We start from the raw sequence: 21,153 nt of genomic DNA, 5'->3' as shown, positions 1-21,153 counted from the left end.
AAGAGCACAAACCTACTACGCGCTGGCCACACAGGATAGCCCCCGGAAATATGCATAGTACGGAACAAGGAGCGTCCCTGCCCATGGAACAGATACCGGCCCACACACCCGGCACCGATGCTGAAACCGCCCCCCGCGCAGCGTCTCAGGCAACGCCTGCCCCGCTGCTGGATGTGCGCGGCCTCACCACCGTTTTCCACACCGCCAAAGGCGATGTCACCGCCGTGGACGACGTAAGCTTCTCCCTGCGCCCCGGCCGCACGCTGGGACTGGTGGGCGAGTCGGGCTGCGGCAAAAGCGTAACGGCTCTTTCCATCATGCGCCTGCTGCCCCATCCCGCCGGAGAGACCACCCGCGGCGAGGTGCTGTTCAACGGCAAAAACCTGCTCGCCCTGCCGGAAAAAGATATGCGTACCGTGCGCGGCAACGACATCTCCATGATTTTTCAGGAACCCATGACTTCCCTGAACCCGGTTTTCCGGGTGGGCGACCAAGTGGCGGAGGTCATCCGGCTGCATAAAAGGCTCGGCAGAAAAGAGGCATGGAAAGAGGCTGTAGACCTGCTGCAGCAGGTGGGCATTCCCTCGCCGGAGCAGCGGGCCCGCGAATTCCCTCACCAGATGAGCGGCGGCATGCGCCAGCGGGTGATGATCGCCATCGCCCTTGCCTGCACCCCCCGCCTGATTATTGCGGACGAACCCACCACCGCGCTGGATGTGACCATTCAGGGCCAGATTCTTGACCTCATGAACACCCTCTCCCGTGAGACGGGTTCCGCCCTTCTGCTCATCACCCACGACCTCGGCGTGGTGGCGGAATCGGCGGAAGACGTCATCGTCATGTACGCCGGGCGCATCGTGGAGCAAAGCCCGGTGGCCGATCTTTTTGCCAATCCGCTGCATCCCTACACGCAGGGACTTTTGCGGTCCATTCCCGCACTGCCTTCCCCCGCCCGGCAGCCCGGCGGCCTTCCCTGCGGCAAACACCAGAACACCACAGGGCACGGCACGAATCAGGCACCGGAAGACGAAGCAACGCCGCGCCCGGAACATGAAGCGGAGCACGGTTCCACACTCGCATGTGCCCCCGGTTCTGCACGCCGCACGCCGCTGCAAACCATTCCCGGCACGGTGCCGCCTTTGCACGCCCTGCCTGCGGGCTGCAAATTCAGCGACCGCTGCGACAGAGCGTTCGCCCCCTGTGCCACCGGGGAACCGCCCCTCTTTTATCCCGTTCCGGGGCACGGCGTGCGTTGCTGGCTCCACGCCTGATAAAAACCCCTGCATTCCAGTGTAAAATGCACAGCGCATATGCGCTGCCGCATAATCATACAACGCATCGCGCATGCAGAATATTCAGAACGCGGTATATCCCCATGCAGCCAACCCTCTTTGCAGCACCGCACGCACGATACTTCGCTGGCCTGCAGACAAAACAAAGGAGCAGCTTGCGCCGCTCCCTCGTAGAATTCCGTAGATTCCCATGCCGGAGCATGATTCATGCGGAATTTCGGATCGCCCCCTGGATGCTTCATAACAATGAAGCGTGCCAACATATAATGTCCTGTAGAGGACAGCACACCCGTTGCATACATTTTTTGTACTCGGCAGTCTGTCCGGACGAATGCACTATGGAACAACGGCAAAAGAAAAGATATTAGGCAAAACCCCACTTTTCAAGGTAGGGTTTCCCCTCCTTTTCCGTTTTCAGATATCTTTACATTCCGTCCCCATTTCTCCATACTGCTGCAAGACCGGTCACCCTGCCGCCCAATTACCTGCGGCAAGCCGCTTCCTTTCACCGATAGCCTGACCCGAACGGACGTGTGCATGAGCATTTCCATCCTCATTGCGGAAGACCTTGAAATTGTCAGAGAAGGACTGCGCGCATTGCTTTCCGCGCAGCAGGGGTACTCGGTGATAGGAGAAGCGGCAGACGGCCTGCAGGCGGTGCAGTTGACGGAAAGCCTGAAGCCGGACGTGGTGCTCATGGACCTGCACATGCCCAACATGGACGGACCGGATGCCATACGCCGCATAAAAAAAACTCTGCCCAAGACCAGAATCATCGCCCTTACGGCAGACAGCAAGGACAGGATGTTCTTCAAATCCCTGAACGCAGGGGTAGACGGCTACATCCTCAAACGCGCCAACTGCGAAGATCTGGTCAAAGCCATCTCCACCGTTCTTGGCGGCAAAAGCTACATCAGCCCGGACATCTCAAGCCACCTTGTGGAACAATACCGCAAAGGCGGCGGCATTCCGCAGGAAGGCCCGCTGGAAAGCCTTACCGAACGGGAGCAGCAGGTTCTCAAATTCATCGCCGAGGGAAGGGGCAACAAGAGCATTGCCCAGATACTGTGTATCAGCCATAAGACGGTGGAAAAGCACAAAGCCAACCTGAAGAAAAAACTCGCCGCCACCTCCACAGCCGACCTTGTCGCCGTGGCACTGGATAACGGACTTATGGACACCCCGCCCTGACCGGCCATTGACCATCCGTGCCGTGCAGAAGTCAGACCGGCGCATCCCCTGCACAGCCCAGCCGCGCCAGCACATCCAGCCACCACGCCGCCTCAGCCGTATCCTCAGCGGCAAAGGCATCCTGCAAGGCATCCGCCGCTTCCGCCAGCACCAACTGCCCAAAGGACATGGCCGTCCCCTTCAGCGTATGGGCGGTGCGTTCGCCTCCAGCGCAGTCGCCTCCCTGCAATGCGGCTGCACAACCCTCGTGCAGTTCCTGCAATGCTCCCCGCAACCTTCCGGAAAATTCCCGCAATTCCGCAGGCAGGGGATGTCCGAACAGGGCAGGCCCTGCAGGTCCGGCAAACCCGGCAGGCGGCATCTGTGATACTACAGCAACTGCCGCCGCCATCAGCCTGCGCAGCATCCTGCGCGGCACGGGCCACGTCAGGCGCACCGGCCCCTCAGAAAGCCGCATAGACTCACCCCTGCCCGTTTCCGAACCGGCATACACGCAAAGCACCCCCTGCACACCATGTGTCTCCTGCCCCCCCGTAGCACCCGGCACCCCCGGAACATCCGGCGCCCCAGGCTCGCGGGGATACACTCGTGGCGACGATAATCCGGACGGTTCGGGCAACGGCAGAGAGCGCACGGACGATACGGGAAACGCATCAGAAGCCAATATCAGCCCGCACAGGGTGCCGCCTAGCTCCCCGGCATCCGCCACCGCATGAAAACGGCAACGCATGTCCAGATTGTCCGCCTCCGCGCGCACCCATCCCGCCAGCAGCATTCGGTTGCCCATAACCGGGTCCAGTACCCAGACATCCAGTTCGTAACAAAATGCCACTGCCATCCCCTCGCCTCAAACATTCAAAAAAAAGCGGGCACCCCGTGCCCGCCCCATACAACCACTACTGCGAATACCCGCAAAACACCATGCGGAACCCCGCAAAGCACAGCGTCATATTCCAGAAACCGACTTTTCCGGAAAGTTACTTCTTTCCCCGGCAGTCATCGCACACACCATAAAGATACATACGGTGGCTCGTCAGCACAAACCCATGCCGCGCTGCCAACTGCTCCTGCAACAATTCTATCTGCTCATCAATAACTTCCAGATTTTTGCCGCACGCCTCGCAAATAAGATGGTCATGATGCTCGCTGCCGTATTTCTTCTCATACCGCGCCACCCCGTCGCCAAAGTGCACTTCCTTGGCAATGCCGGAATCGCACAGCAGCTTCATGGTCCGGTACACGGTAGCCTGCCCCACGGTATTATCCACCTTCTTCACCCGCTCATACAGTTCCTCGGTGGTCAGGTGCCCGTCTTCCCGCAGGAAAACCTCCACAATGCGCAACCGCTGTGGCGTAACCTTCAGTCCGTTTTTGGCAATATACTCCGTGAAAACCTGTGCTGGCTCTTTCATGCTTCCCGTCCAGGCTGAAGTGTTCAGTTGCCCCGCATGCTAGCCCGATAGCGGTAAAACCGCAATATGGGGAACAATGCAGGCAGGATGCCGCATGGCCTACAAAAGCTCGACAAGCTTCCAATCGTTCTCCTGCGCGGCTTCCCGCACACCTGCGCCGCCAAGGACGCACACCGCACCCTGCGCCGCTGCCTCCGCGAGCAACTCGCCGAAGGCATGGAAACGGTCCAGTGTGGTGCTCAGAATCTCCTCACGCATACGCTGGCGTCTGTCATCACTGTCGCCCGTCAGGTACCGGGTCATGGCTGCCGCGCCCTTGGCATCCGGCAGCAGATGGGCGTCCAGTTCGCCTATGGCTCCCACAATGGCCTTTTCCAGTTCCTCTGTGCTCAGAGAAAGCGTGCGCAGATACTGCGCCGAGGCATCGTACACCTCCAGCGTCTTCATCAGGTTGGGGTCGCGGTAGGAAACCTGCGCCAGCGTACCGCTCAGGCGGTCAAAGGCAGCAAACACGCCATATGCTCCGCCCTGCACGCGCACCTTGTCCCACAACCAGCCCATGCGCAGATGCTTAAAAATAACATTGGCCGAACCATGATACACATAGCCCAGATCATACAGGTTCGCCGCCTTGCCAACATAGTTCACCTGTGCGGGCACGGCAAACGCCTCGTCCCCCAGCAGAGCATCGGGAAGCCAAAGGGAATCGGGCAGGTCACGGCGCGGCAGGGACGACAGAAACGCCTCCGCATGGGGGGCAACGCGCTTCCAGCCTTCGCTTTCCGTGGTAATGTTCAGCAGTGCGCCGTCAGAGCGGACCAGAATGGCGCGCAACCGCTCCAGTTGTTCCAGCACGCCGCCCCAATCCGCTTCCACGCGCGGCAGCAGCCTGCGCAGATATTGCAATCCGGCTATGCCGTCCGTCAGTTCTCCCACCCATCCGGCCACACTGAACCGCGAACGCAGGCGCGACATGACCACCGCGTGCCCGGAAGGAACAAGCTGCTCCTCTGCCCGGGCCTTTTCCTCCAGCAGCATGGAGCGGAACCGCTCCCTGTCGTCAAGGCGCGTTTCCAGCAGCACCTCACCCATCAGTTCAAACAGTGCCCCGGCGTTTTCCACCGTGGCCTTGCCGTTCATGACCAGCTTCACCACCGGAGCACGGCTGTCCAGCACGGTGGTGACAAGGGTGTCTCCCTCTATGCCGCCGGTCTTGGCGGCAATGCGCATGCCCAGTTCAACAAAATCCCGCCGCGCCGTTCCCATTTCGGTAAAGCAGCGCGCAAGCAGGGGAACAAGGGGAAGCAGATCGTCCGGCACGGCGCGCATGTCCAGCGCAAGGTCGGCGTAAACTATACCTGCGATGGAAAGGTCATGGGTCATGACCAGCACGCCTGCCCGCTCCTCTGTTGCAGAGGGAATACGCTTATTCTCCGGCGGCAGGTCACGTACGGTCACACGGGGAATGGCCGCCACCGCTTCGGGGCTGTCCGGGGCTTCCTGAGCCAGACGCAGCATCTCCGCCTGCTCTGCCACCTGACGCAACCCGGCATCGTCCAGTCCTGCACGAACAGCCGCCAGGCGGCCTTCTTCCTGTGCACGGCGCACCGCCTGCAACTCTTCGTCCGGCACCAACAACACCGTGGACCGGTGGGGATTACCCAGCAAAGCGCAGGTGATCAGATCCTCAAAAACCCTTTCGCCCGCCTGCAACCGCTGCTTAATGGCGGCAAGGGGTTTTTCAAACGTTAACAGCGCCAGCGGGTCGCCATCATACAGCCATGTGGAAAGGGCGCGCAGCATGACCGCCAGCCCAACGGGAAAGCGTCCCGTATTGTTTTCGCGCAGCGAAAACTCCACGCTGTTCACGGCAGCCTCCACGCACGCAGGGTCAATCCCCTTCTCGGCAAGCTCGCGCAAAGTATCGAAAATCAGCGCCTCAACCTCGTCCGCATCGGCAGGGTCAATCCCCTTGAGGCCCGTGGAAAAATACATCTGCCGCAACTCGGTTTCCAGTCCGGTCCCCGTCACATCCTCGCCCAGTCCGGACTCGATAAGCTCCTTGCGCAACGGCGATGCGGGCATGCCTATGAGGATGTGCTCCAGCATCTGAAAAGCAAAGTTCATCTCCACATCCACGGTTTCCGGCAGCAGCCAGTTCACGGTGAACATGGCCCGCCCGCTCTCTTCCTCCTGCGCGGCACCGGCAGCGTATCCGGCCACCACAGCCCGCGGCTCTGCAAAGGGCTGCTGCAAGGGCACGGCAGAATCCACGGCAAGAGGACCAAAACGGTCCAGCAGTTTACCCAGCCGCGCCAGCCGCTCCTCTTCGGGATCATCTCCCCAGAAATAAAAACGCCCGTTGGAGGGGTGGTAGTAGGTTTCGTGGAAAGAATGGAACTGTTCGTATGTCAGGTCGGGAATAACCAGCGGGTTTCCGCCCGAATCCAGCCCGTACGTAATGTCCGGGAACAGGGACTGCTGCGACTGTTCCGCGAGCACGCTGTCAGGCGAACTGTACACGCCCTTCATTTCGTTAAACACAACCCCCTTGAAGATAAGGCGACGCTCCTCACCTTCCACCTCATAATGCCAGCCTTCCTGCTTAAAAATGGATTCCGTGATACGCGGAAAGAAGCAGGCGTCCAGATACACGTCCACCAGATTGTAAAAGTCCTGCAAATTGGTGGAGGCAACCGGGTAGCACGTCTTGTCGGGATAGGTGAAGGCATTGAGGAAGGTCTGCAAGGACCCCTTGAGCAGCTCCACAAACGGTTCCTTGACGGGATACTTCTCCGAACCGCACAGCACGGAATGCTCCAGAATATGTGCCACGCCTGTGGAATCCTTGGGCGGAGTGCGGAAGGAGACGCCGAACACTTTGTTCTCGTCACTGTTCACCATAGAAAGAAGCTGCGATCCGGTCACGGTGTGCCGCCACAGCCGCGCAACGGTCGCCAGTTCCTCCACCGGCTGTTCATCCACAAGCTCAAAGCCGTACAACTTGGTCATGCATATCCTCCGGGCCCGTATTCGACGGTTATCATCAAGAAAGGCAGGGGGGCGGATGCGTCCGGCCGCGCCCTGCCTTGCGAAATCGCAGAGTCCTGTCGGGGCTACATATATCACAGTTCAGCGTCAGGCAAGGGCCGTCCGGGGGAGCGGCAGAGCTTCCATCACGCTCCGGCAACACCCCGGCACAGCAGACCGTGCAGCAGGCGAACCTGCGGCTCAAGCTCGGCACAGAGGTCCACCACCTCCTCCGCATCACCGTTGCGGGCGGCATATTCCATTTCCCGCGCCAGCAACGTTGGCCCTTCCGCCACAATATCAAGAACGGATCCGGCCAGCGCATGGGCAAGACCGGCCACGCGCTCCAAGTCGCCCTGTGCTACGGCATCGCGCAGTGTCGCCAACTCATCCGGCAGACTTCCGCACAGCACTGCATACAAGGTCCGCACATCTTCCGTTTCCAGTCCAAAATCTTCCTCCACCATGGGCACGGGGCGCAAGGCGGCGCCCATCATCCGTGCCGCCTCAGCAGGATGCTTCGCCCGCGCATCCCTGCCGTATCCGAGCAGGGCCTCATACAGCGCGCGGAGCAATTCACGGGCCCCCGCGGGCTTCACCAGATACCCGTCCATGCCCGACTGCACACAGCGTTGCCTGTCCTCTTCCGCATCGCGGGCGGCAAGGGCCAGCACGGGCATCTGCGGGTCCAGATTCGGCGCGGTGCTGGTACGCACCGCCTGCGCAAGCTGTGCGCCGTCCACTCCGGGCAACGCCAGCTCCGTCACCAGTGCGTCATAGGGGTGCCGCAGCAGTTCGGCCACAGCCGCTGCCCCGTCCTGCACTCCTGCCGCGTGATGACCGCGCCTGCTGAGCATGGCACAAATGAACTTGCAACCAAGGGGGTTGGAATCTGCCACAAGTATGCGCAGAGGTTTGAGTTGCGGGCAGGCTTCCGAACCGTACCGAGCATCGGGCCGGGCTTCGGGCCGAGCATCAGAAAGAATGTTACGCCCGGAAAAGAACGATGCTCCGGACACCATCCCTACGCCTTCCTCATTTCCGGCCCGGCCGCTTCCGTTCCGCCCTCATCGTCCGTCCGGCCCATTTCCACACGGTTACGCCCGTTGGCCTTGGCCCGGTACAAAGCGCGGTCCGCCACGCCGTACAGCATATCCGGTTCGGCAATGGGGTCTTTGCCATTGTAGACCGAAATTCCGAACGACATGGTTATACGGATGCTTCTGCTGTCATCCAGCCAGATGGAGGCGTCCTTCACATTCAGCCGCATACGCTCGGCCAGCACCATGGCCCCTGCACTGTCTGTGGCGGGCACGATGACGGCAAATTCCTCCCCGCCCACCCGCGCCACCACATCGGCATCACGCACGGAAGAAACAAGCAACGCGGCCACCTGACACAGCACCCCGTCACCGGCCTGATGCCCGTAGGTATCGTTCACCCGCTTGAAAAAATCTATGTCGCCAATGAGTAAGGCCAGCGGCTGATGCTGGCGGGCACTGCGGGAAAGCTCCTGGCGGAACCGCATATGGAAAAACCGGGTATTGTACAGGGAGGTGAGGGAGTCTATAAAGCTGAGTTCGGCAAAACGCTGCTCATGCCGGCCTATGATAAAGCCGAACACCGCGAAAATGCTGATGGTACCGAAGGTCATGTAGGTAAAGAGCCAGAAAAGATACTGGGGATGCTGCGGAGAAATATCTCCCAGCGCGGAGATGATGGCCCAACCCGCAGGCGCTCCCAAGCCGAGAACAACGCCTTGCAGCAACCGCTTGACGCGTGTGCGGCTTATGCCGAAGAACCGCCACTCCATAGCTCCCCTCCGTTTGGCCCCGGCAAACCGCCCCGGTGTCCGGCCCTGCAACCTGATCCGCCCCAGAGCCCTGCAATCCGGCTACCTCAGACACGCTGCCCCCGGACCCGCCCCCGGCCACACCACCCCAGTTCGTACCGGCCACGCCCGTTTCACGGCATATCACGCACTCAGCGCATGTAAGAACGCGCCACCCGGAACACGTCCTCGTAGTCCAAACGCGCACTTATGGCTATGCACATCTCCGTGGACATGACCATCTTGCGGCGGGCGGCGGCAAGTACCACCGCCTTGTGCTCCTTGAGCCACTTGCGTACGAAGGGGGCATCAAATCCGTCTATGACCATGGCAAGCCCCTCACGGAAGAAGCGGGAAGAGACATATCCCAGCAGGGGTTGGCAACCGGCTTTGCCTTCGTGCCGTGAAAGCAGAACATAAAACAGCAGGGCCACAACAAGCCTGTCGTCCTGCGCCTTATGTGCCACGTCATAAAAACGTTCCTGTCCGGCTTGATGCTCCGGTAACAGCTTGAGCAGCTCCTGAGCCAGCGTCATAGCCTTATCATCACTTACGGGCGGCACGGGAAACTGGGCGTAGAGCTTGGCAAGCGTGCGGTGGGGATTCTCTCCCGTGGCCACATCCATAATGGCAATGCGCATGAGGTTAAACCGTCTGGCAACCTCATCCAGCAGCACATCCGCCTTGGCTGCGGCAAGCAGACGCACCCGCTCGTCAGAAAACCCACGGAAACCCACATCAAGCAGATGTCTGACAAAGGGTTCAGACGTATACGCGGCCTCTTCCTCCAGAATTTTAAAATTCCGCCTGCTGCCCACCAGCTTCTTCAGCGAGAGCCAATACGCGGCCACGCCTTCCAGCGGGAACTCCAGAATATCAAAATCCTTTTGAATTTCAGCCATATGCACCGCCATGCGTATCGAACAAGCGGCCCTATCCGCCTGTATTCTTCACTGAATACAGGACGATACGCATATTGGCAAGGCGGGGAGCCACCACTACAGCGCTATAACGGAATTATCGGCGGAAGCGTAGGAGCAGTATTCGTGCCTGTCCGCCTGAGGCTCGTTGTACCACACAACACCGCTGTCCGCGCACATCCCAAGATAGCGGAACCGGTACTCACGCCCAGTTTCCAGATCCAGCGTGGCGGAAAAGGAACCGTCCTTCAGCCTGTTCATGGGACACGCCTTCTCGTTCCACTCATTAAAGTCGCCCACCACGAAGAACTCATCGCAGCCGTTGGCTTCCTGCCCTTCAAGGCGAAACTTCACCTTGCACACGGGCTTGCTTTTCAGAAACTGCTTGTTCAGTGACATGTCGCACCTCCTTGAAAAATCAGACTCACGCTCATCCTGTCCTCTGCATACACGAATATGCAGGGGGTTTCCACGACAATCCCATGATATTTGGAGGAAAGGCCGAAATAAAGGGGAGTGGCGGCCATGAGCTTACACCAGCTGCTGCGCGGCCACCTGAACAGAACTATGCGGAAAGGGAGAGGGAGGGAAAAAGAATAGGCCGCGCCCAGAACAAGGGCACAGCTCAAGGCTGCCGGAAAATTCCGGTCAGAAAGAGGCTGGCAACACTGGCACCGGGCCTTCCCCGCAACTCGCTGAGGAAAGCCCGACCACGGCTGTTACTGGTTCACGGCCCTCAGCGTTTCCTCAAGCGACTGGAGGAACTCCTCGCTGCGCCCGGAACCATCAAGACCGCAAAGACCGCGCACGGCAGTCATCAGCAGATCCAGTTGCACGGTAACATCAAACAGGCCGTTGTTTATACGGCACATGTCTCCGTCCACCTGCAGCAGGTACACCCGGCGATCCTTATTCACGCCGTCGCTGGTGACAATGGAATACACCTGCTGGTTCTGCTCCGTCACATACAGCCGCTGCCGGGTCATCACGCCGGACTCTTCGTCATAGTATGAGCTTTCGGAGTACAACCGCCCCCGGAAGGTGATGTCTGCACCGACATCATTCATCAGGGTGATTTCCTCCATCACGGCTTTAGCCTGTTCATTGCTCATACCCGAACCTCCTATACTTAGGTGGGCAAAGTTAGCTGTTCCGGCCCACGGGGCTTCTTGGGCTTTTCCTGTACCGGTTCCGGCTCATGCTCCGCTTCCGGGGCCTGCTCCGCCTTTTCGAACAAAGCGCCGCCCCCCATGGAACTCCAGAACGCCTCAAGATCGGCACGGGATATCCGATACCCGCGCCCCAGCTTGGCTGCCCGCAACGAGCCATCTTTGATGGCCCTGCGGATGGTTTCCTTGTGGCAGCTGAGCAGGTCGGCCGCCTCACCCAGGGTGTAGGTCTGCTTTGTCATCGTTGCTCGTGTTTCCTCGTCGGTTGCGCCTTGGCACAATCAGAAACAGCACCGGGAACCACACAGGGAACGAAAAACACCCTTACAAGCTCACCAAGCTGCGGTTATCAGATATTTCTCGCCACAGTTAACACCCACAATCAACTATTGTCAACATTGGGCCTCCAAAATGCGCCTACCTGCACTCTTACGCCCATGTGTACACTTTTGCAAAGTTTCAGGCATTGCCGCATGTCCACCGACGTCTGTGGTTATTCCCCTGCGGTTACGGACGTTTTTGCTTTGCCTGCAGCATTACAACACACTCCAGATGGCTAAAAGCCCTCCACGCTCTCTGCTGCCTACCCGGCCCCCTCACAAACACGGTAACGATGCTGACGACCACTCTAAACAGCAGATTATCCCCAGCACAATCCGACTCCATGCCTGCCTGCTATTCACAGTGAGGACGGAATATGGCAGACTGCTGCGCAGGCAGGAATATTCGCCGGCGCCGCACCTGTTTGACCGCAGCCATGCGGCAGCGCGCCTGGCCATGGTAGAAAAGGACTTTTCCTGCGGCCCTTCACAAAAAATAACCCCGTCCGAACCTGCCGGAGACATTACATATGCCCTCATCCACACAGCTTTCTCTGCACGTAACGGAAACGCCTGAAGATCTGGCTGCACTTGCCGCAAATCTGGTTATTTATCACTGCGAGCAAGCCATTGCCCGCAACGGCAGATTCACGCTGGCACTTTCAGGCGGCACAACACCCACCAACCTGTTCCGGCTTCTCGCAACACCGCAGTACAGAAGCCGGATTCCATGGGAGAAAGTGTTGTTCTACTGGGTTGATGAGCGTTGTGTTGACCCGGACCACCCGGACAGCAACTACCGGGTGGCGCGCGATGCCCTGCTCCATCAGGTGGAGGCGACCAAATTCTACCGCATGAAGGGCGAACTGGACCCGGCGGAAGCCGCTCAGGCGTATGAGAACCTGCTGCGCCAGCACTTTGACCTTGCTCCGGGGGAATTTCCCCGGTTCGACTGCGTGCTGCTGGGCATGGGCGCAGACGGGCATACCGCCTCGCTCTTCCCGGAAGAGGAAGGCATAAACATCAGAGACAGACTGGTGGTGGACCAGCGCATCCGCAAACTGAAAAGCGACCGGATCACCCTTACCCTGCCCGTGCTGAACAACGCCCGCTGCTGCATCTTCATGGTACAGGGCTCGGAAAAGCACGCCGTGCTGGCTCAGGCGCTCAACCTGCTGGCAACACCCGACCTGCCCGCACAGAGGGTACGCCCTGTAAACGGCGAACTCATCTGGGTTATCGACGAAGCGGCGCGCAAAGGCTGAACACGAGGCAATACAAGGTGGGAAGACAGGGCAAGCCCCAAGGTTCGGGCGGGACGATGACGGGACGAAAGGATGACGGGACGACGGGATGACAGGACGACAGGATGACGGCGCGATGCGCGTTCAGCCATCTGAGTCCATGTTCCGCACCTCAGCGAGCACGGCTCCGCCGGTCATCTCCTCCAGCGCGGCACACAGCGGAGAGACACGCTCCTGCGGCAAACGCAGGACAAACCGCGCATCCGCCCCGAACTCCTCTTCCGTCACCACGGCCTCAAAGTCCGGCAGCATGCGCTTGAACAGCGTTATGGCGTTGTAATCCAGCACCACCTCCAGCATAACCGGAACAATGCGCTCGCGCAGGGGCAGGATTTCCAGTGCGGCCTTAACCATGCCCGCGTAAGCGCGCACAAGCCCGCCTGTACCCAGCTTTATCCCGCCGAAGTATCGCGTCACCACGCAGGCCACCTCGCCCACAGGCGCATGCAGCAGCACGTTCAGCATGGGACGCCCTGCCGTGCCGTGGGGTTCGCCGTCGTCGCTCATGCCTACACGGGCCGTGCTGCCGGGTGGTCCGGCCTGAAACGCCCAGCAGTTGTGGGTGGCATCCGGAAATTCTGCGCGCACCGATTCAATAAAGGCGCGGGCCTCTTCCGTCGTAGGGGCATGGGCCACTGTGGCGATGAAGCGGCTCTTCTTCAGAATTTCCTCAGTTCTGTGCCAATCAGGGGCCGGAATGGGGTAGCGCGATGTCATGGGCAAGGCATAGCAGGCCTTTGAAAAAACGCAATCCGCTGCGGTGCGGCAGAATGCCCGGCCACCCCGAGTTGACCCCGAAGCCCATTCAGCCTACATCCTCCCCATCATGCCCAAAACGCTTATCATCGCAGAAAAACCCTCTGTTGCACGCGAAATCGCGCCCCTTGTTCATGCCGCCACCCGCCGCGAAGGGTATCTGGAAGGCCCGGAATACCTCGTAAGCTGGGCAGTGGGGCATCTCGTGGGCATTGCCGAACCGGAAGAACAGCATGAGGCATGGAAGGGCAAATGGACGCTGGAACAGTTGCCCATCATTCCCGCCCGGTTCAAGCTTGCCGTGCTGAACGATGGCCGCCGGCAGTTTACGGTGCTGCGGCAACTGCTCCACCGCGATGATGTGCAGGCCGTCATAAATGCCACCGATGCCGGGCGCGAGGGGGAACTTATCTTCCGGCGCATCTACCTTATGGCGGAATGTGTAAAGCCCGTGCAGCGGTTCTGGGCAAACGACATGACCGAACAGGGACTGCGCAAGAGCCTTGCAAAACTGCTGCCCGATGCCTCCAAGCGCAATCTGGGCCTTGCATCCTTTGCCCGCGCGGAGGCGGACTGGCTTATCGGCATGAATTTTTCCCGCATTTTCACCATTAAAGCCAACACACTAGTTTCCGTGGGCAGGGTGCAGACCCCGGTGCTCAAACTGCTGGCAGACAGGCGCCGCGAGATTGAATTCTTTGTGCCGCAGGACTACTGGACGGTGGAAGCCACCTTTGAGCGGGAAGGCACCGGCTTTGCCGCCACGTGGCACGAACCGCCGGAGCTGAAGGAAACACGCATCCCGCGCGAACCACGCGCTCAGGAAATCGCCACCGCCTGTACGGGGCAGGAAGGCGTGGTGGAGTCTGCCGCCAGCCGCAAAGGCAGCACCAAGCCCCCGCTGCCCTTCGACCTGACCACCCTGCAGCGGGAGGCCAACACCCGCTTCGGCTATTCCGCAAAAGACACCCTGTCCATAGCGCAGGCTCTCTACGAGCAGAAAAAGCTGCTCACCTATCCGCGAACCGATTCGCGCTATCTGACCAAGGAACTGTATGGGGAAATCCTCACCCACTTCCGCGCCATCTACCACCTGTACCCGGAGGAAACAGTCCCCGCCGTGGAGCGCATCCGGTCTGACAGCACGCAGGGCGGACAGGGCAAAAAATTCGCCTGCGTCGATGACAAGAAAGTCACCGACCACCACGCCATCATCCCCACTGCCAACAAGGCGGACAAATCGCGCCTGTCTGCGGAAGAAGCCAATATATATGATATGGTGTGCCGCCGCTTCATAGCCACGTTCAGTGCCGAGGCCACCTTCTCAGCCACCACGGTGCATGTGAACGTGCACAACCATACCTTCATTGCCAAAGGCAAGGTGTTCCGCGACCGGGGCTGGCTGGCGGTGGAACCATGGCGCACGGCGGAGGATAACCCCCTGCCTGCCCTGCGCAAGGGGTCGCGCGTGCTCGCTTCGTCCGTCACGGCGGTGCGGCGGCAGACCAAATCTCCCGCCCATTTTACAGATGCCTCGCTGCTCGCCGCCATGGAAACCGCAGGCAAGTTCGTGGAAGACGAAAAACTGCGCAACGCCATGAAGGAGCGGGGGTTGGGCACACCCGCCACTCGCGCACAAATCATTGAAACCCTGCTCAGCCGGGGATACGTGGAAAAGGATGGGAAAAAGCTCATCTGCTCTGACAGAGGGCTGGAGGTGGCGGACATGGTCACCGCCCTGCTGCCGGAAGTGGCATCGCCGGAGATGACCGGCGCATGGGAAAAAAAGCTTAAGGATATGGAAGCAGCGCAGTACACCTACCCGGACTTCATGCGTGAAATACGTACCATGGTCAGCCGGGGGATAACGCACATAAAGGGGCGCAGCGTCTCTTCCATCCTTATTGCCGCCAAAGCCCGCCTGCAACCGGAGCGTTCGCCGGACGGATTGTGTCCCCTGTGCGGAGGCGAGGTGGTGGAGCGTGAAAAAGGCTTCGGCTGCGCGCGCTGGAAGCGTGACGATGGCGGCTGCCCCTTCACCATCTGGAAAACCATGTTCGGGCGGACCCTTGCGGAAGATACCGTGCGGGAAATCCTGACCACGGGAGGCACCCGGGAACCGCTGGATTTTGTTTCCCGCGCAGGCAAGCCTTTCCGGGCACGGCTGGTGCTGGAACAGGGACAGGTTAAGCCGGTTTTCGTCCCGGCAGCCGATTACAATGGCGATGGCAGCAACGATGACAATAGAGATGGCTGCGTCAACGCAGGACAGAGTCCGGTCCGTGGAGATGCAGACATGGGCGCGGAACAGCACACCGGGCCGGACGTAGAACCCGAAGTGTAATCAGGCGCACACCCGACCGCCAAAGAGCAACCGCAGTCTCAGGGAGCACAGTTTTTCCCGGACTGCAAAGAATTTTCTCTTTTTTTCATTTTCTCCTTTACAACCATAAGGAAGGCGCATAAACAGTAATCATTCCTAACAAGAAAAGGGGCCGGGAACCCACTCCCGAAGCACCCTTGATATACCGAACGCCAATACAATCAAATTCAAGGAGAATCACGACATGAGCAAGACCCTCAACAATCTGATGGAAGCATTCGCAGGCGAATCTCAGGCCAACCGCAAGTACCTTGCCTACGCAAAGCAGGCAGAAAAGGAAGGCCTTCCTCAGGTTGCAAAGCTCTTCCGGGCAGCAGCGGACGCAGAAACCATCCACGCTCACGGCCACCTGCGCAACGCGGGAAAGATAGGCGACACCCTGTCCAACCTCAAGGACGCCATCGCCGGTGAAACCCATGAGTTCGAGAGCATGTACCCCGCCATGATCGCCGATGCGGAAGCCGAAGGCAACAAGGTGGCAGCACGCTACTTCACCTTTGCCAACAAGGCGGAGCAGGTACATGCCACCCTGTACAAGAAAATGCTCGAAACTATGGAAAACCCCGTGGATGTGGATTACTACAATTGCTCTGTATGCGGATACACCCATGAAGGAGCCTTCGAGGGTGACAAATGCCCCATCTGCGGTGCCGCTCCCAAGGCCTTCTACAAGGTTGACTAGTCCTCGCGGCGCGCGGTGAAGCGCAACACCATTCCAAGGGCCGGATTATACCGGCCCTTTTTTATTTCTAATGCGGTTGCAACACATTTCTCTATGCCATAACTATGGCCTATGCATATTTATCTTGCCTCATCCGCGCACGAGATCATTTCTTTCGCTCAAGAAGGGCTGCGCAATTCCCCCTTCACCCTTGTGCTTGTGGATTCCGCTCAGGATTTGGCAAAGCATCTTTCCCAGCCCGTGCCATCCGCCACGGTCATGCTGGATATGAACTTTCCCCATGCGCACGAGGCAGCGGAACACCTGCACGAAACGGCCCGCCGCTCCCAGCCGGTGCCGCTGGCACTTCTGACCGATTCCAAGCATCCCATGCCCAACGAACCAGCCGTTCCGCCACACGCGGTGCGCATACGCAAGCCTTTCTGCATCGCTTCGCTGGAACTGGGAACCTCACTGGCGGGCAGGGCCGCAAAGGGCTTGCCCCACGAGATGCTGGAATCGGGCGATATCCGCCTTGTTCCCGCCACAGGTGCCGCCTACCGTCAGGGCAGGGCACTGCGTCCCCACCCGCGCGAGGCACTGCTTCTGGAAGCCTTTATGCGCGCACCGGGGCAGATACTTTCCCGCGAGACCATTCTGCACAAGTTTTTCGATTACACGGCCCATCCGCGTCCCAATCTTGTGGATGTTCTGGCCTGCCGCCTGCGGTCGCGGCTGCACGGCGGCTTCGGCAAACCCGTGCTGTTTACCGTACGCGGCAGCGGTTACGTTTTCCGCCCCTAACCGGGCATCTTCATCCGGCCACCTCTCCCGGCGATGCTCCGGACTCCCCCTATCCTGTCCGGCCCCTGTCCTGTTCTCTCCGTTCAGGTCATGTCCGGTCATGTCCGGCCCTGTCCCCGGCTCTGTTCTGGCATGTCCGGACATTTCACTGCATATCCGGGCATATCCGGGCATGTCCGGTAGCCACCTCTTGCGCTTGCCTTTCATCGCAAAATGCAGCACCTTTGCCACGGTTTGCCCGGCGGGCGTCATTCACCCACAGCCAAGGACCAGTGCCCCGTGCGATACAAAAACATGCAGCAGCTTCTGGCCGATCTGGAACGGACCGGCCAACTCATCCGCGTTACGCAGGAAGTGGACCCCTACCTCGAAGTGGCGGAAATCCAGCGCCGCGCATACCGGGCCAAGGCTCCTGCCATCCTTTTCACCCGCGTCAAGGGCACCACGTTTCCCATGGTGTGCAATGTATTCGGCACCATGGAGCGCACCCGGTGGATATTCCGCGACTCACTCCGCGCTCTGGAGGGTGTTTTCGCGCTCAAGGTCAACCCGTTCGACTTCTTCAAGCAGCCGTGGCGCTATGCCGGAGTCCCGCGCGCCGTCTACTCCACCATGCCCAAGAAGGTGCGCACCGGCCCGGTGATGGAAGCCGAAACCACGGTTTCCAAGCTCCCGCAACTCTATTCATGGCCCATGGACGGCGGCGGTTACGTCACCCTTCCGCAGGTGTATACAGAAAGCCCTGACAAGCCCGGATTCATGAGTTCCAACATCGGCATGTACCGGGTGCAGCTCACCGGGCCTTCGTTTGAAACGGACAAAGAAGTGGGCCTGCACTACCAGATTCATCGCGGCATAGGCTACCATCACGCAGAAGCACTGCGCCGGGGGCAGCCGCTCAAGGTAAACGTATTCGTGGGCGGTCCTCCCGCCATGACCCTTGCCGCCATTATGCCCCTGCCGGAAGGCATTGCAGAAATCCTCTTTGCCGGTGCGCTGGCCGGATTCCGCATTCCCATGATCCACAGGCCCGGAGAACTGCCCATGCTTGCCGAGGCCGACTTCTGCATCTGCGGCACGGTGCACCCCGGTGAACAGAAACCGGAAGGCCCCTTCGGCGACCATCTGGGCTACTACAGCCTTGCCCACGATTTCCCTCTCATGCGCGTGGATGCCGTCTACCACCGCAAGGACGCCGTATGGCCCTTCACCACCGTAGGCCGCCCCCCGCAGGAAGACACGGTGTTCGGGGCATTCATCCACGAACTCACTGCCGACCTCGTTCCCACGGTCTTCAACGGCGTGCGCGAGGTGCATGCCGTGGATCAGGCCGGGGTGCATCCCCTGCTGCTGGCCATAGGCAGCGAACGCTACGTGCCCTACGCTGCGGAGCGCCAGCCGCAGGAACTCATCACCTGCGGGCTCTCCCTGCTGGGCACCACGCAGACATCACTCTCCAAGTACGTGCTCATTGCAGCGCACGAAGATGCGCCAGATCTGCACACGCACGATTTTCCCCGCTTCTTCAGGCACATGCTGGAGCGCACCGACCTTACCCGTGACCTGCACTACATTACCCGCACCACCATAGACACGCTGGATTATACAGGCATAAGCCTCAATCAGGGCTCCAAGCTCATCTGGGCGGCATGCGGCCCGCGCAAACGCCCCCTGTGCGAATCCCTGCCCACCGGGTTCTCGCTGCCCCAGGGCTTTTCCGATGCCCGCCTGTTCATGCCCGGAGTAGCCGTGGTGCAGGGTCCCCGCCACACGGCCGCGCGGGATGAACACGACAACGCCATGTTCAGGCTGGCGGAACATCTGCACGGTATCCAGGGCAGAGATGGCGAAGGACAGCAAGTCCCGCTCGCAGGCCTGCCCCTTGTGGTGGTGGCAGACGATGCGGCCTTTACCGCCAAGGACTGGGACAACTTCCTGTGGGTCACCTTCACCCGCTCGGACCCGGCAACAGATATGTACGGCGCGGGTGCCTTCACCCACTGCAAACACTGGGGATGCGCCGGGCCGCTCATCATTGATGCCCGCCTCAAGTCCTTCCATGCTCCGCCTCTGGAAGAAGACCCGGAAATCACCCGCCGCGTAGACACCCTTGCTGCGCCGGGCGGCCCCCTGCACGGAATACTCTGATCTTACTGCACTCTGCGGCCCCTTCGGGGGCCGTTCTCGTTTTGTCCCGCCCCACCCAAAATATCATGCACTTTGCAATTATCTGTGTTATGGTCAGCACTCCATACCCTTTGAAAAGAGGCACAGCACGCCTGCGCAGACACGGCCGCCCCCTCTTCCGGAAGGCACTATCCCCCCCCCAAAGGTATGGACTTTGCATTAATTTGACCGTCCGGTCATGTTCCCGCACTCCGATTGTCACATCGTTGCGGCAGCATGACAGAACACATATTCCCGACGGAGTGCCCATGAGCCACAACGCCACCCTTCTCCGCCCCATGCGGCCACACACCGCAGCCGTGCCGCACCAGACCACTGCGACCTCCCTTCCCGCAGCCGGAAAAGATCCCTTCACCCTCTTTGCGGAAAAAATGGCCGCACAGGGTCTTTCGCACCAGCTCATCACGCTGTTCCATTCCTATTACGAAGAAATCCTCCGCAACCATACCGGCATGATTGCCGATGCAGACATCCTGCCCGTCGGCAGGGAAGATCTGCCCTGCATATCCTCTCTGGCCCAGTATGCTGCACGGGGCCGGGCGGAAGCGGCACACGCCGTGGTCATCAAGCTGAACGGCGGACTGGGAACCGGCATGGGCATGACCTACGCCAAATCGCTCATCCCCGTTCGCAACGGGCTGACATTCCTTGAAATCATCGTCCATCAGACGGAAGCCCTGCAAAGCACGCTGGGTGCGCAAATACCCTTGGCCCTGATGAACAGCTTCAGCACGGACGAAGACACCCGAGCCTCCCTTCAGGCCATGCAGGCAACCCATGTGCTGCCTTATTGCTTCACCCAGCACAAATTCCCCAAGGTAGACCGCGCCACGCTGCTCCCCGCCGCCTATCCGGAAAACCCGGAACTGGAATGGAACCCGCCGGGCCACGGCGACCTTTTTTCCGCCCTTGCCCTTTCCGGCGTGCTGGACGCTCTGCTCAGGCAGGGCCGCCGCTACGCCTTTATTTCAAACTCCGACAATCTTGGGGCCACGCTGGACCCGCGCCTGCTGGGCTACATCGCTGCCGAGGGCATACCCTTCCTCATGGAAGTAGCCCCCCGCACCGTCTCCGACCGCAAGGGCGGCCACTTGGCCCGAACGGCGTCAGGAGGCCTTGTCCTGCGCGAACTGGCCCAATGCCCGCCTGAGGATCTGGATAAGTTTCAAAATATTGAACGGTACGGACTGTTCAATACCAACAATATCTGGATAGACCTGCGCACCCTGCGAGAGCATATCCGCCGTCACGGGCTGCTCAGGCTCCCCATGATTCTGAATCCCAAGACCGTGAACCCCAGAGACATGCATTCCCCCAAGGTCTATCAGGTAGAAAGCGCCATGGGTTCTGCCATTTCGTGCTTTCCCGGCGCACGCGCAGTGCGGACATCGCGTGAACGCTTTCTTCCGGTCAAGTCCTGCTCAGACCTGCTGGCTGTCATGTCCGACTGCTTTGTCATGAAGCGCGATGCCACCCTGCTGCCCAACCCCGCCCGTCTGCTGCCCCCCATTGTCATCGAACTGGACAAGGCCCATTTCGGAACCATTGAGGGGCTGGAAGCACATTTCCCGCACGGCACCCCTTCGCTGGCGGCATGCCGCTCCCTGACCGTGCAGGGCGATGTAACCTTTGGTGCAGACATTACGGTGGTTGGCGATGTGGTCATCCGCAACTATTCGCCCCTGCCCGTGCGCCTGCCCGCAGGCATGCGCATAGACCACGACATACTCATCGAGGAATAAGGCACGCCCCGCCAAACCTGCGCGCTGTCAATTTTGAGATGTGTTCTAGATAGTTTCTTGAGTATTCGCAGTAAACGATGTAGCATTGCGCCAAATGCCATGATTCCCGGGGGGTCATGGGGGAAAAATCTTCAAGAAATCCCTACCCATG

At 59.8% G+C, this 21,153-nt stretch carries 18 protein-coding genes; 8 read left to right on the top strand and 10 right to left on the bottom strand.

All coding sequences use genetic code 11. The features are described 5' to 3' along the window. Positions 1 to 83 precede the first annotated feature (83 nt). Together HUV26_RS04095 and HUV26_RS04090 are read left to right on the top strand one after the other, a co-directional pair. Entirely contained in the window at positions 84 to 1,271 is a 1,188-nt protein-coding gene (locus HUV26_RS04095) for an ABC transporter ATP-binding protein (RefSeq protein ID WP_243451251.1), read from the top strand. A gap of 558 nt (positions 1,272 to 1,829) precedes the next feature. Next, positions 1,830 to 2,483, top strand: coding sequence for a response regulator (locus HUV26_RS04090; protein ID WP_174408828.1), 654 nt, complete (start codon positions 1,830 to 1,832; stop codon positions 2,481 to 2,483). Between the two features lie 31 nt (positions 2,484 to 2,514). On the opposite strand, the gene HUV26_RS04085 is transcribed toward HUV26_RS04090, so the two are convergent. The 9 genes from HUV26_RS04085 to HUV26_RS04045 all read right to left on the bottom strand — a co-directional run bounded on the left by HUV26_RS04085 (position 2,515) and on the right by HUV26_RS04045 (position 11,087). Continuing rightward, complete coding sequence (locus HUV26_RS04085; RefSeq protein ID WP_174408827.1) at positions 2,515 to 3,315, bottom strand: Hpt domain-containing protein; 801 nt, start codon at positions 3,313 to 3,315, stop codon at positions 2,515 to 2,517. A gap of 145 nt (positions 3,316 to 3,460) precedes the next feature. Continuing rightward, positions 3,461 to 3,895 (bottom strand): Fur family transcriptional regulator, encoded by a 435-nt coding sequence (locus HUV26_RS04080; RefSeq protein WP_174408826.1) that lies wholly within the window; start codon positions 3,893 to 3,895, stop codon positions 3,461 to 3,463. 99 nt (positions 3,896 to 3,994) lie between these two features. Beyond that, positions 3,995 to 6,907 carry an insulinase family protein gene (locus HUV26_RS04075; protein ID WP_174408825.1) on the bottom strand — a complete coding sequence of 971 codons (2,913 nt, stop codon included), beginning with the start codon at positions 6,905 to 6,907 and terminating at the stop codon, positions 3,995 to 3,997. A 164-nt stretch (positions 6,908 to 7,071) separates the two neighbouring features. Further along, positions 7,072 to 7,947 carry a response regulator gene (locus HUV26_RS04070; RefSeq protein WP_174408824.1) on the bottom strand — a complete coding sequence of 292 codons (876 nt, stop codon included), beginning with the start codon at positions 7,945 to 7,947 and terminating at the stop codon, positions 7,072 to 7,074. A gap of 2 nt (positions 7,948 to 7,949) precedes the next feature. After that, the gene (locus tag HUV26_RS04065) at positions 7,950 to 8,738 is read right to left on the bottom strand and encodes a GGDEF domain-containing protein (RefSeq protein WP_174408823.1); all 789 of its coding nucleotides are present in this window, start codon (positions 8,736 to 8,738) and stop codon (positions 7,950 to 7,952) included. Between the two features lie 170 nt (positions 8,739 to 8,908). Then, complete coding sequence (locus HUV26_RS04060; RefSeq protein ID WP_174408822.1) at positions 8,909 to 9,658, bottom strand: hypothetical protein; 750 nt, start codon at positions 9,656 to 9,658, stop codon at positions 8,909 to 8,911. 96 nt (positions 9,659 to 9,754) lie between these two features. Continuing rightward, positions 9,755 to 10,075: an isoamylase early set domain-containing protein gene (locus tag HUV26_RS04055; RefSeq protein WP_174408821.1), complete on the bottom strand. Its 321-nt coding sequence runs from the start codon at positions 10,073 to 10,075 to the stop codon at positions 9,755 to 9,757. A 320-nt stretch (positions 10,076 to 10,395) separates the two neighbouring features. Further along, positions 10,396 to 10,788: a hypothetical protein gene (locus HUV26_RS04050; protein WP_174408820.1), complete on the bottom strand. Its 393-nt coding sequence runs from the start codon at positions 10,786 to 10,788 to the stop codon at positions 10,396 to 10,398. 17 nt (positions 10,789 to 10,805) lie between these two features. Then, the gene (locus HUV26_RS04045) at positions 10,806 to 11,087 is read right to left on the bottom strand and encodes a helix-turn-helix domain-containing protein (protein WP_174408819.1); all 282 of its coding nucleotides are present in this window, start codon (positions 11,085 to 11,087) and stop codon (positions 10,806 to 10,808) included. A gap of 608 nt (positions 11,088 to 11,695) precedes the next feature. On the opposite strand from HUV26_RS04045, the gene pgl reads away from it, so the two are divergent. Next, the gene (pgl, locus tag HUV26_RS04040) at positions 11,696 to 12,430 is read left to right on the top strand and encodes a 6-phosphogluconolactonase (RefSeq protein ID WP_174408818.1); all 735 of its coding nucleotides are present in this window, start codon (positions 11,696 to 11,698) and stop codon (positions 12,428 to 12,430) included. A 123-nt stretch (positions 12,431 to 12,553) separates the two neighbouring features. Here the strand turns inward: pgl and HUV26_RS04035 are convergent, their stop codons facing one another. Beyond that, positions 12,554 to 13,186 (bottom strand): YigZ family protein, encoded by a 633-nt coding sequence (locus HUV26_RS04035; protein ID WP_174408817.1) that lies wholly within the window; start codon positions 13,184 to 13,186, stop codon positions 12,554 to 12,556. 109 nt (positions 13,187 to 13,295) lie between these two features. Between HUV26_RS04035 and HUV26_RS04030 the strand changes: the two genes are divergently transcribed. The 5 genes from HUV26_RS04030 to HUV26_RS04010 all read left to right on the top strand — a co-directional run bounded on the left by HUV26_RS04030 (position 13,296) and on the right by HUV26_RS04010 (position 21,002). Next, positions 13,296 to 15,569 (top strand): type IA DNA topoisomerase, encoded by a 2,274-nt coding sequence (locus HUV26_RS04030; protein ID WP_174408816.1) that lies wholly within the window; start codon positions 13,296 to 13,298, stop codon positions 15,567 to 15,569. A gap of 223 nt (positions 15,570 to 15,792) precedes the next feature. Further along, positions 15,793 to 16,290 (top strand): rubrerythrin family protein, encoded by a 498-nt coding sequence (locus HUV26_RS04025; protein ID WP_174408815.1) that lies wholly within the window; start codon positions 15,793 to 15,795, stop codon positions 16,288 to 16,290. Between the two features lie 111 nt (positions 16,291 to 16,401). Then, positions 16,402 to 17,073 (top strand): winged helix-turn-helix domain-containing protein, encoded by a 672-nt coding sequence (locus HUV26_RS04020; RefSeq protein WP_174408814.1) that lies wholly within the window; start codon positions 16,402 to 16,404, stop codon positions 17,071 to 17,073. 279 nt (positions 17,074 to 17,352) lie between these two features. Then, positions 17,353 to 19,221, top strand: a complete 1,869-nt coding sequence (locus HUV26_RS04015) for a UbiD family decarboxylase (RefSeq protein ID WP_174408813.1) — start codon at positions 17,353 to 17,355, stop codon at positions 19,219 to 19,221. A 287-nt stretch (positions 19,222 to 19,508) separates the two neighbouring features. After that, positions 19,509 to 21,002, top strand: coding sequence for a UTP--glucose-1-phosphate uridylyltransferase (locus HUV26_RS04010; protein ID WP_174408812.1), 1,494 nt, complete (start codon positions 19,509 to 19,511; stop codon positions 21,000 to 21,002). Positions 21,003 to 21,153: the final 151 nt, after the last annotated feature.

The sequence above is a fragment of the Desulfovibrio psychrotolerans genome, from assembly GCF_013340305.1.
Taxonomy (GTDB): domain Bacteria; phylum Desulfobacterota; class Desulfovibrionia; order Desulfovibrionales; family Desulfovibrionaceae; genus Halodesulfovibrio; species Halodesulfovibrio psychrotolerans.
Note: the sequence above shows the minus strand (reverse complement) of the source record. Positions and strands in the feature narration are given on the sequence as shown.

Bases quoted from the DNA above. Each gene is read 5' to 3' on its own strand.
- HUV26_RS04095 (WP_243451251.1), top strand. From the start codon at position 84: ATGGAACAGATACCGGCCCACACACCCGGCACCGATGCTGAAACCGCC.
- HUV26_RS04090 (WP_174408828.1), top strand. From the start codon at position 1,830: ATGAGCATTTCCATCCTCATTGCGGAAGACCTTGAAATTGTCAGAGAA.
- HUV26_RS04080 (WP_174408826.1), bottom strand. From the start codon at position 3,895: ATGAAAGAGCCAGCACAGGTTTTCACGGAGTATATTGCCAAAAACGGA.
- HUV26_RS04075 (WP_174408825.1), bottom strand. From the start codon at position 6,907: ATGACCAAGTTGTACGGCTTTGAGCTTGTGGATGAACAGCCGGTGGAG.
- HUV26_RS04070 (WP_174408824.1), bottom strand. From the start codon at position 7,947: ATGGTGTCCGGAGCATCGTTCTTTTCCGGGCGTAACATTCTTTCTGAT.
- HUV26_RS04065 (WP_174408823.1), bottom strand. From the start codon at position 8,738: ATGGAGTGGCGGTTCTTCGGCATAAGCCGCACACGCGTCAAGCGGTTG.
- HUV26_RS04060 (WP_174408822.1), bottom strand. From the start codon at position 9,658: ATGGCTGAAATTCAAAAGGATTTTGATATTCTGGAGTTCCCGCTGGAA.
- HUV26_RS04055 (WP_174408821.1), bottom strand. From the start codon at position 10,075: ATGTCACTGAACAAGCAGTTTCTGAAAAGCAAGCCCGTGTGCAAGGTG.
- HUV26_RS04050 (WP_174408820.1), bottom strand. From the start codon at position 10,788: ATGAGCAATGAACAGGCTAAAGCCGTGATGGAGGAAATCACCCTGATG.
- HUV26_RS04045 (WP_174408819.1), bottom strand. From the start codon at position 11,087: ATGACAAAGCAGACCTACACCCTGGGTGAGGCGGCCGACCTGCTCAGC.
- pgl (WP_174408818.1), top strand. From the start codon at position 11,696: ATGCCCTCATCCACACAGCTTTCTCTGCACGTAACGGAAACGCCTGAA.
- HUV26_RS04035 (WP_174408817.1), bottom strand. From the start codon at position 13,186: ATGACATCGCGCTACCCCATTCCGGCCCCTGATTGGCACAGAACTGAG.
- HUV26_RS04030 (WP_174408816.1), top strand. From the start codon at position 13,296: ATGCCCAAAACGCTTATCATCGCAGAAAAACCCTCTGTTGCACGCGAA.
- HUV26_RS04025 (WP_174408815.1), top strand. From the start codon at position 15,793: ATGAGCAAGACCCTCAACAATCTGATGGAAGCATTCGCAGGCGAATCT.
- HUV26_RS04020 (WP_174408814.1), top strand. From the start codon at position 16,402: ATGCATATTTATCTTGCCTCATCCGCGCACGAGATCATTTCTTTCGCT.
- HUV26_RS04010 (WP_174408812.1), top strand. From the start codon at position 19,509: ATGAGCCACAACGCCACCCTTCTCCGCCCCATGCGGCCACACACCGCA.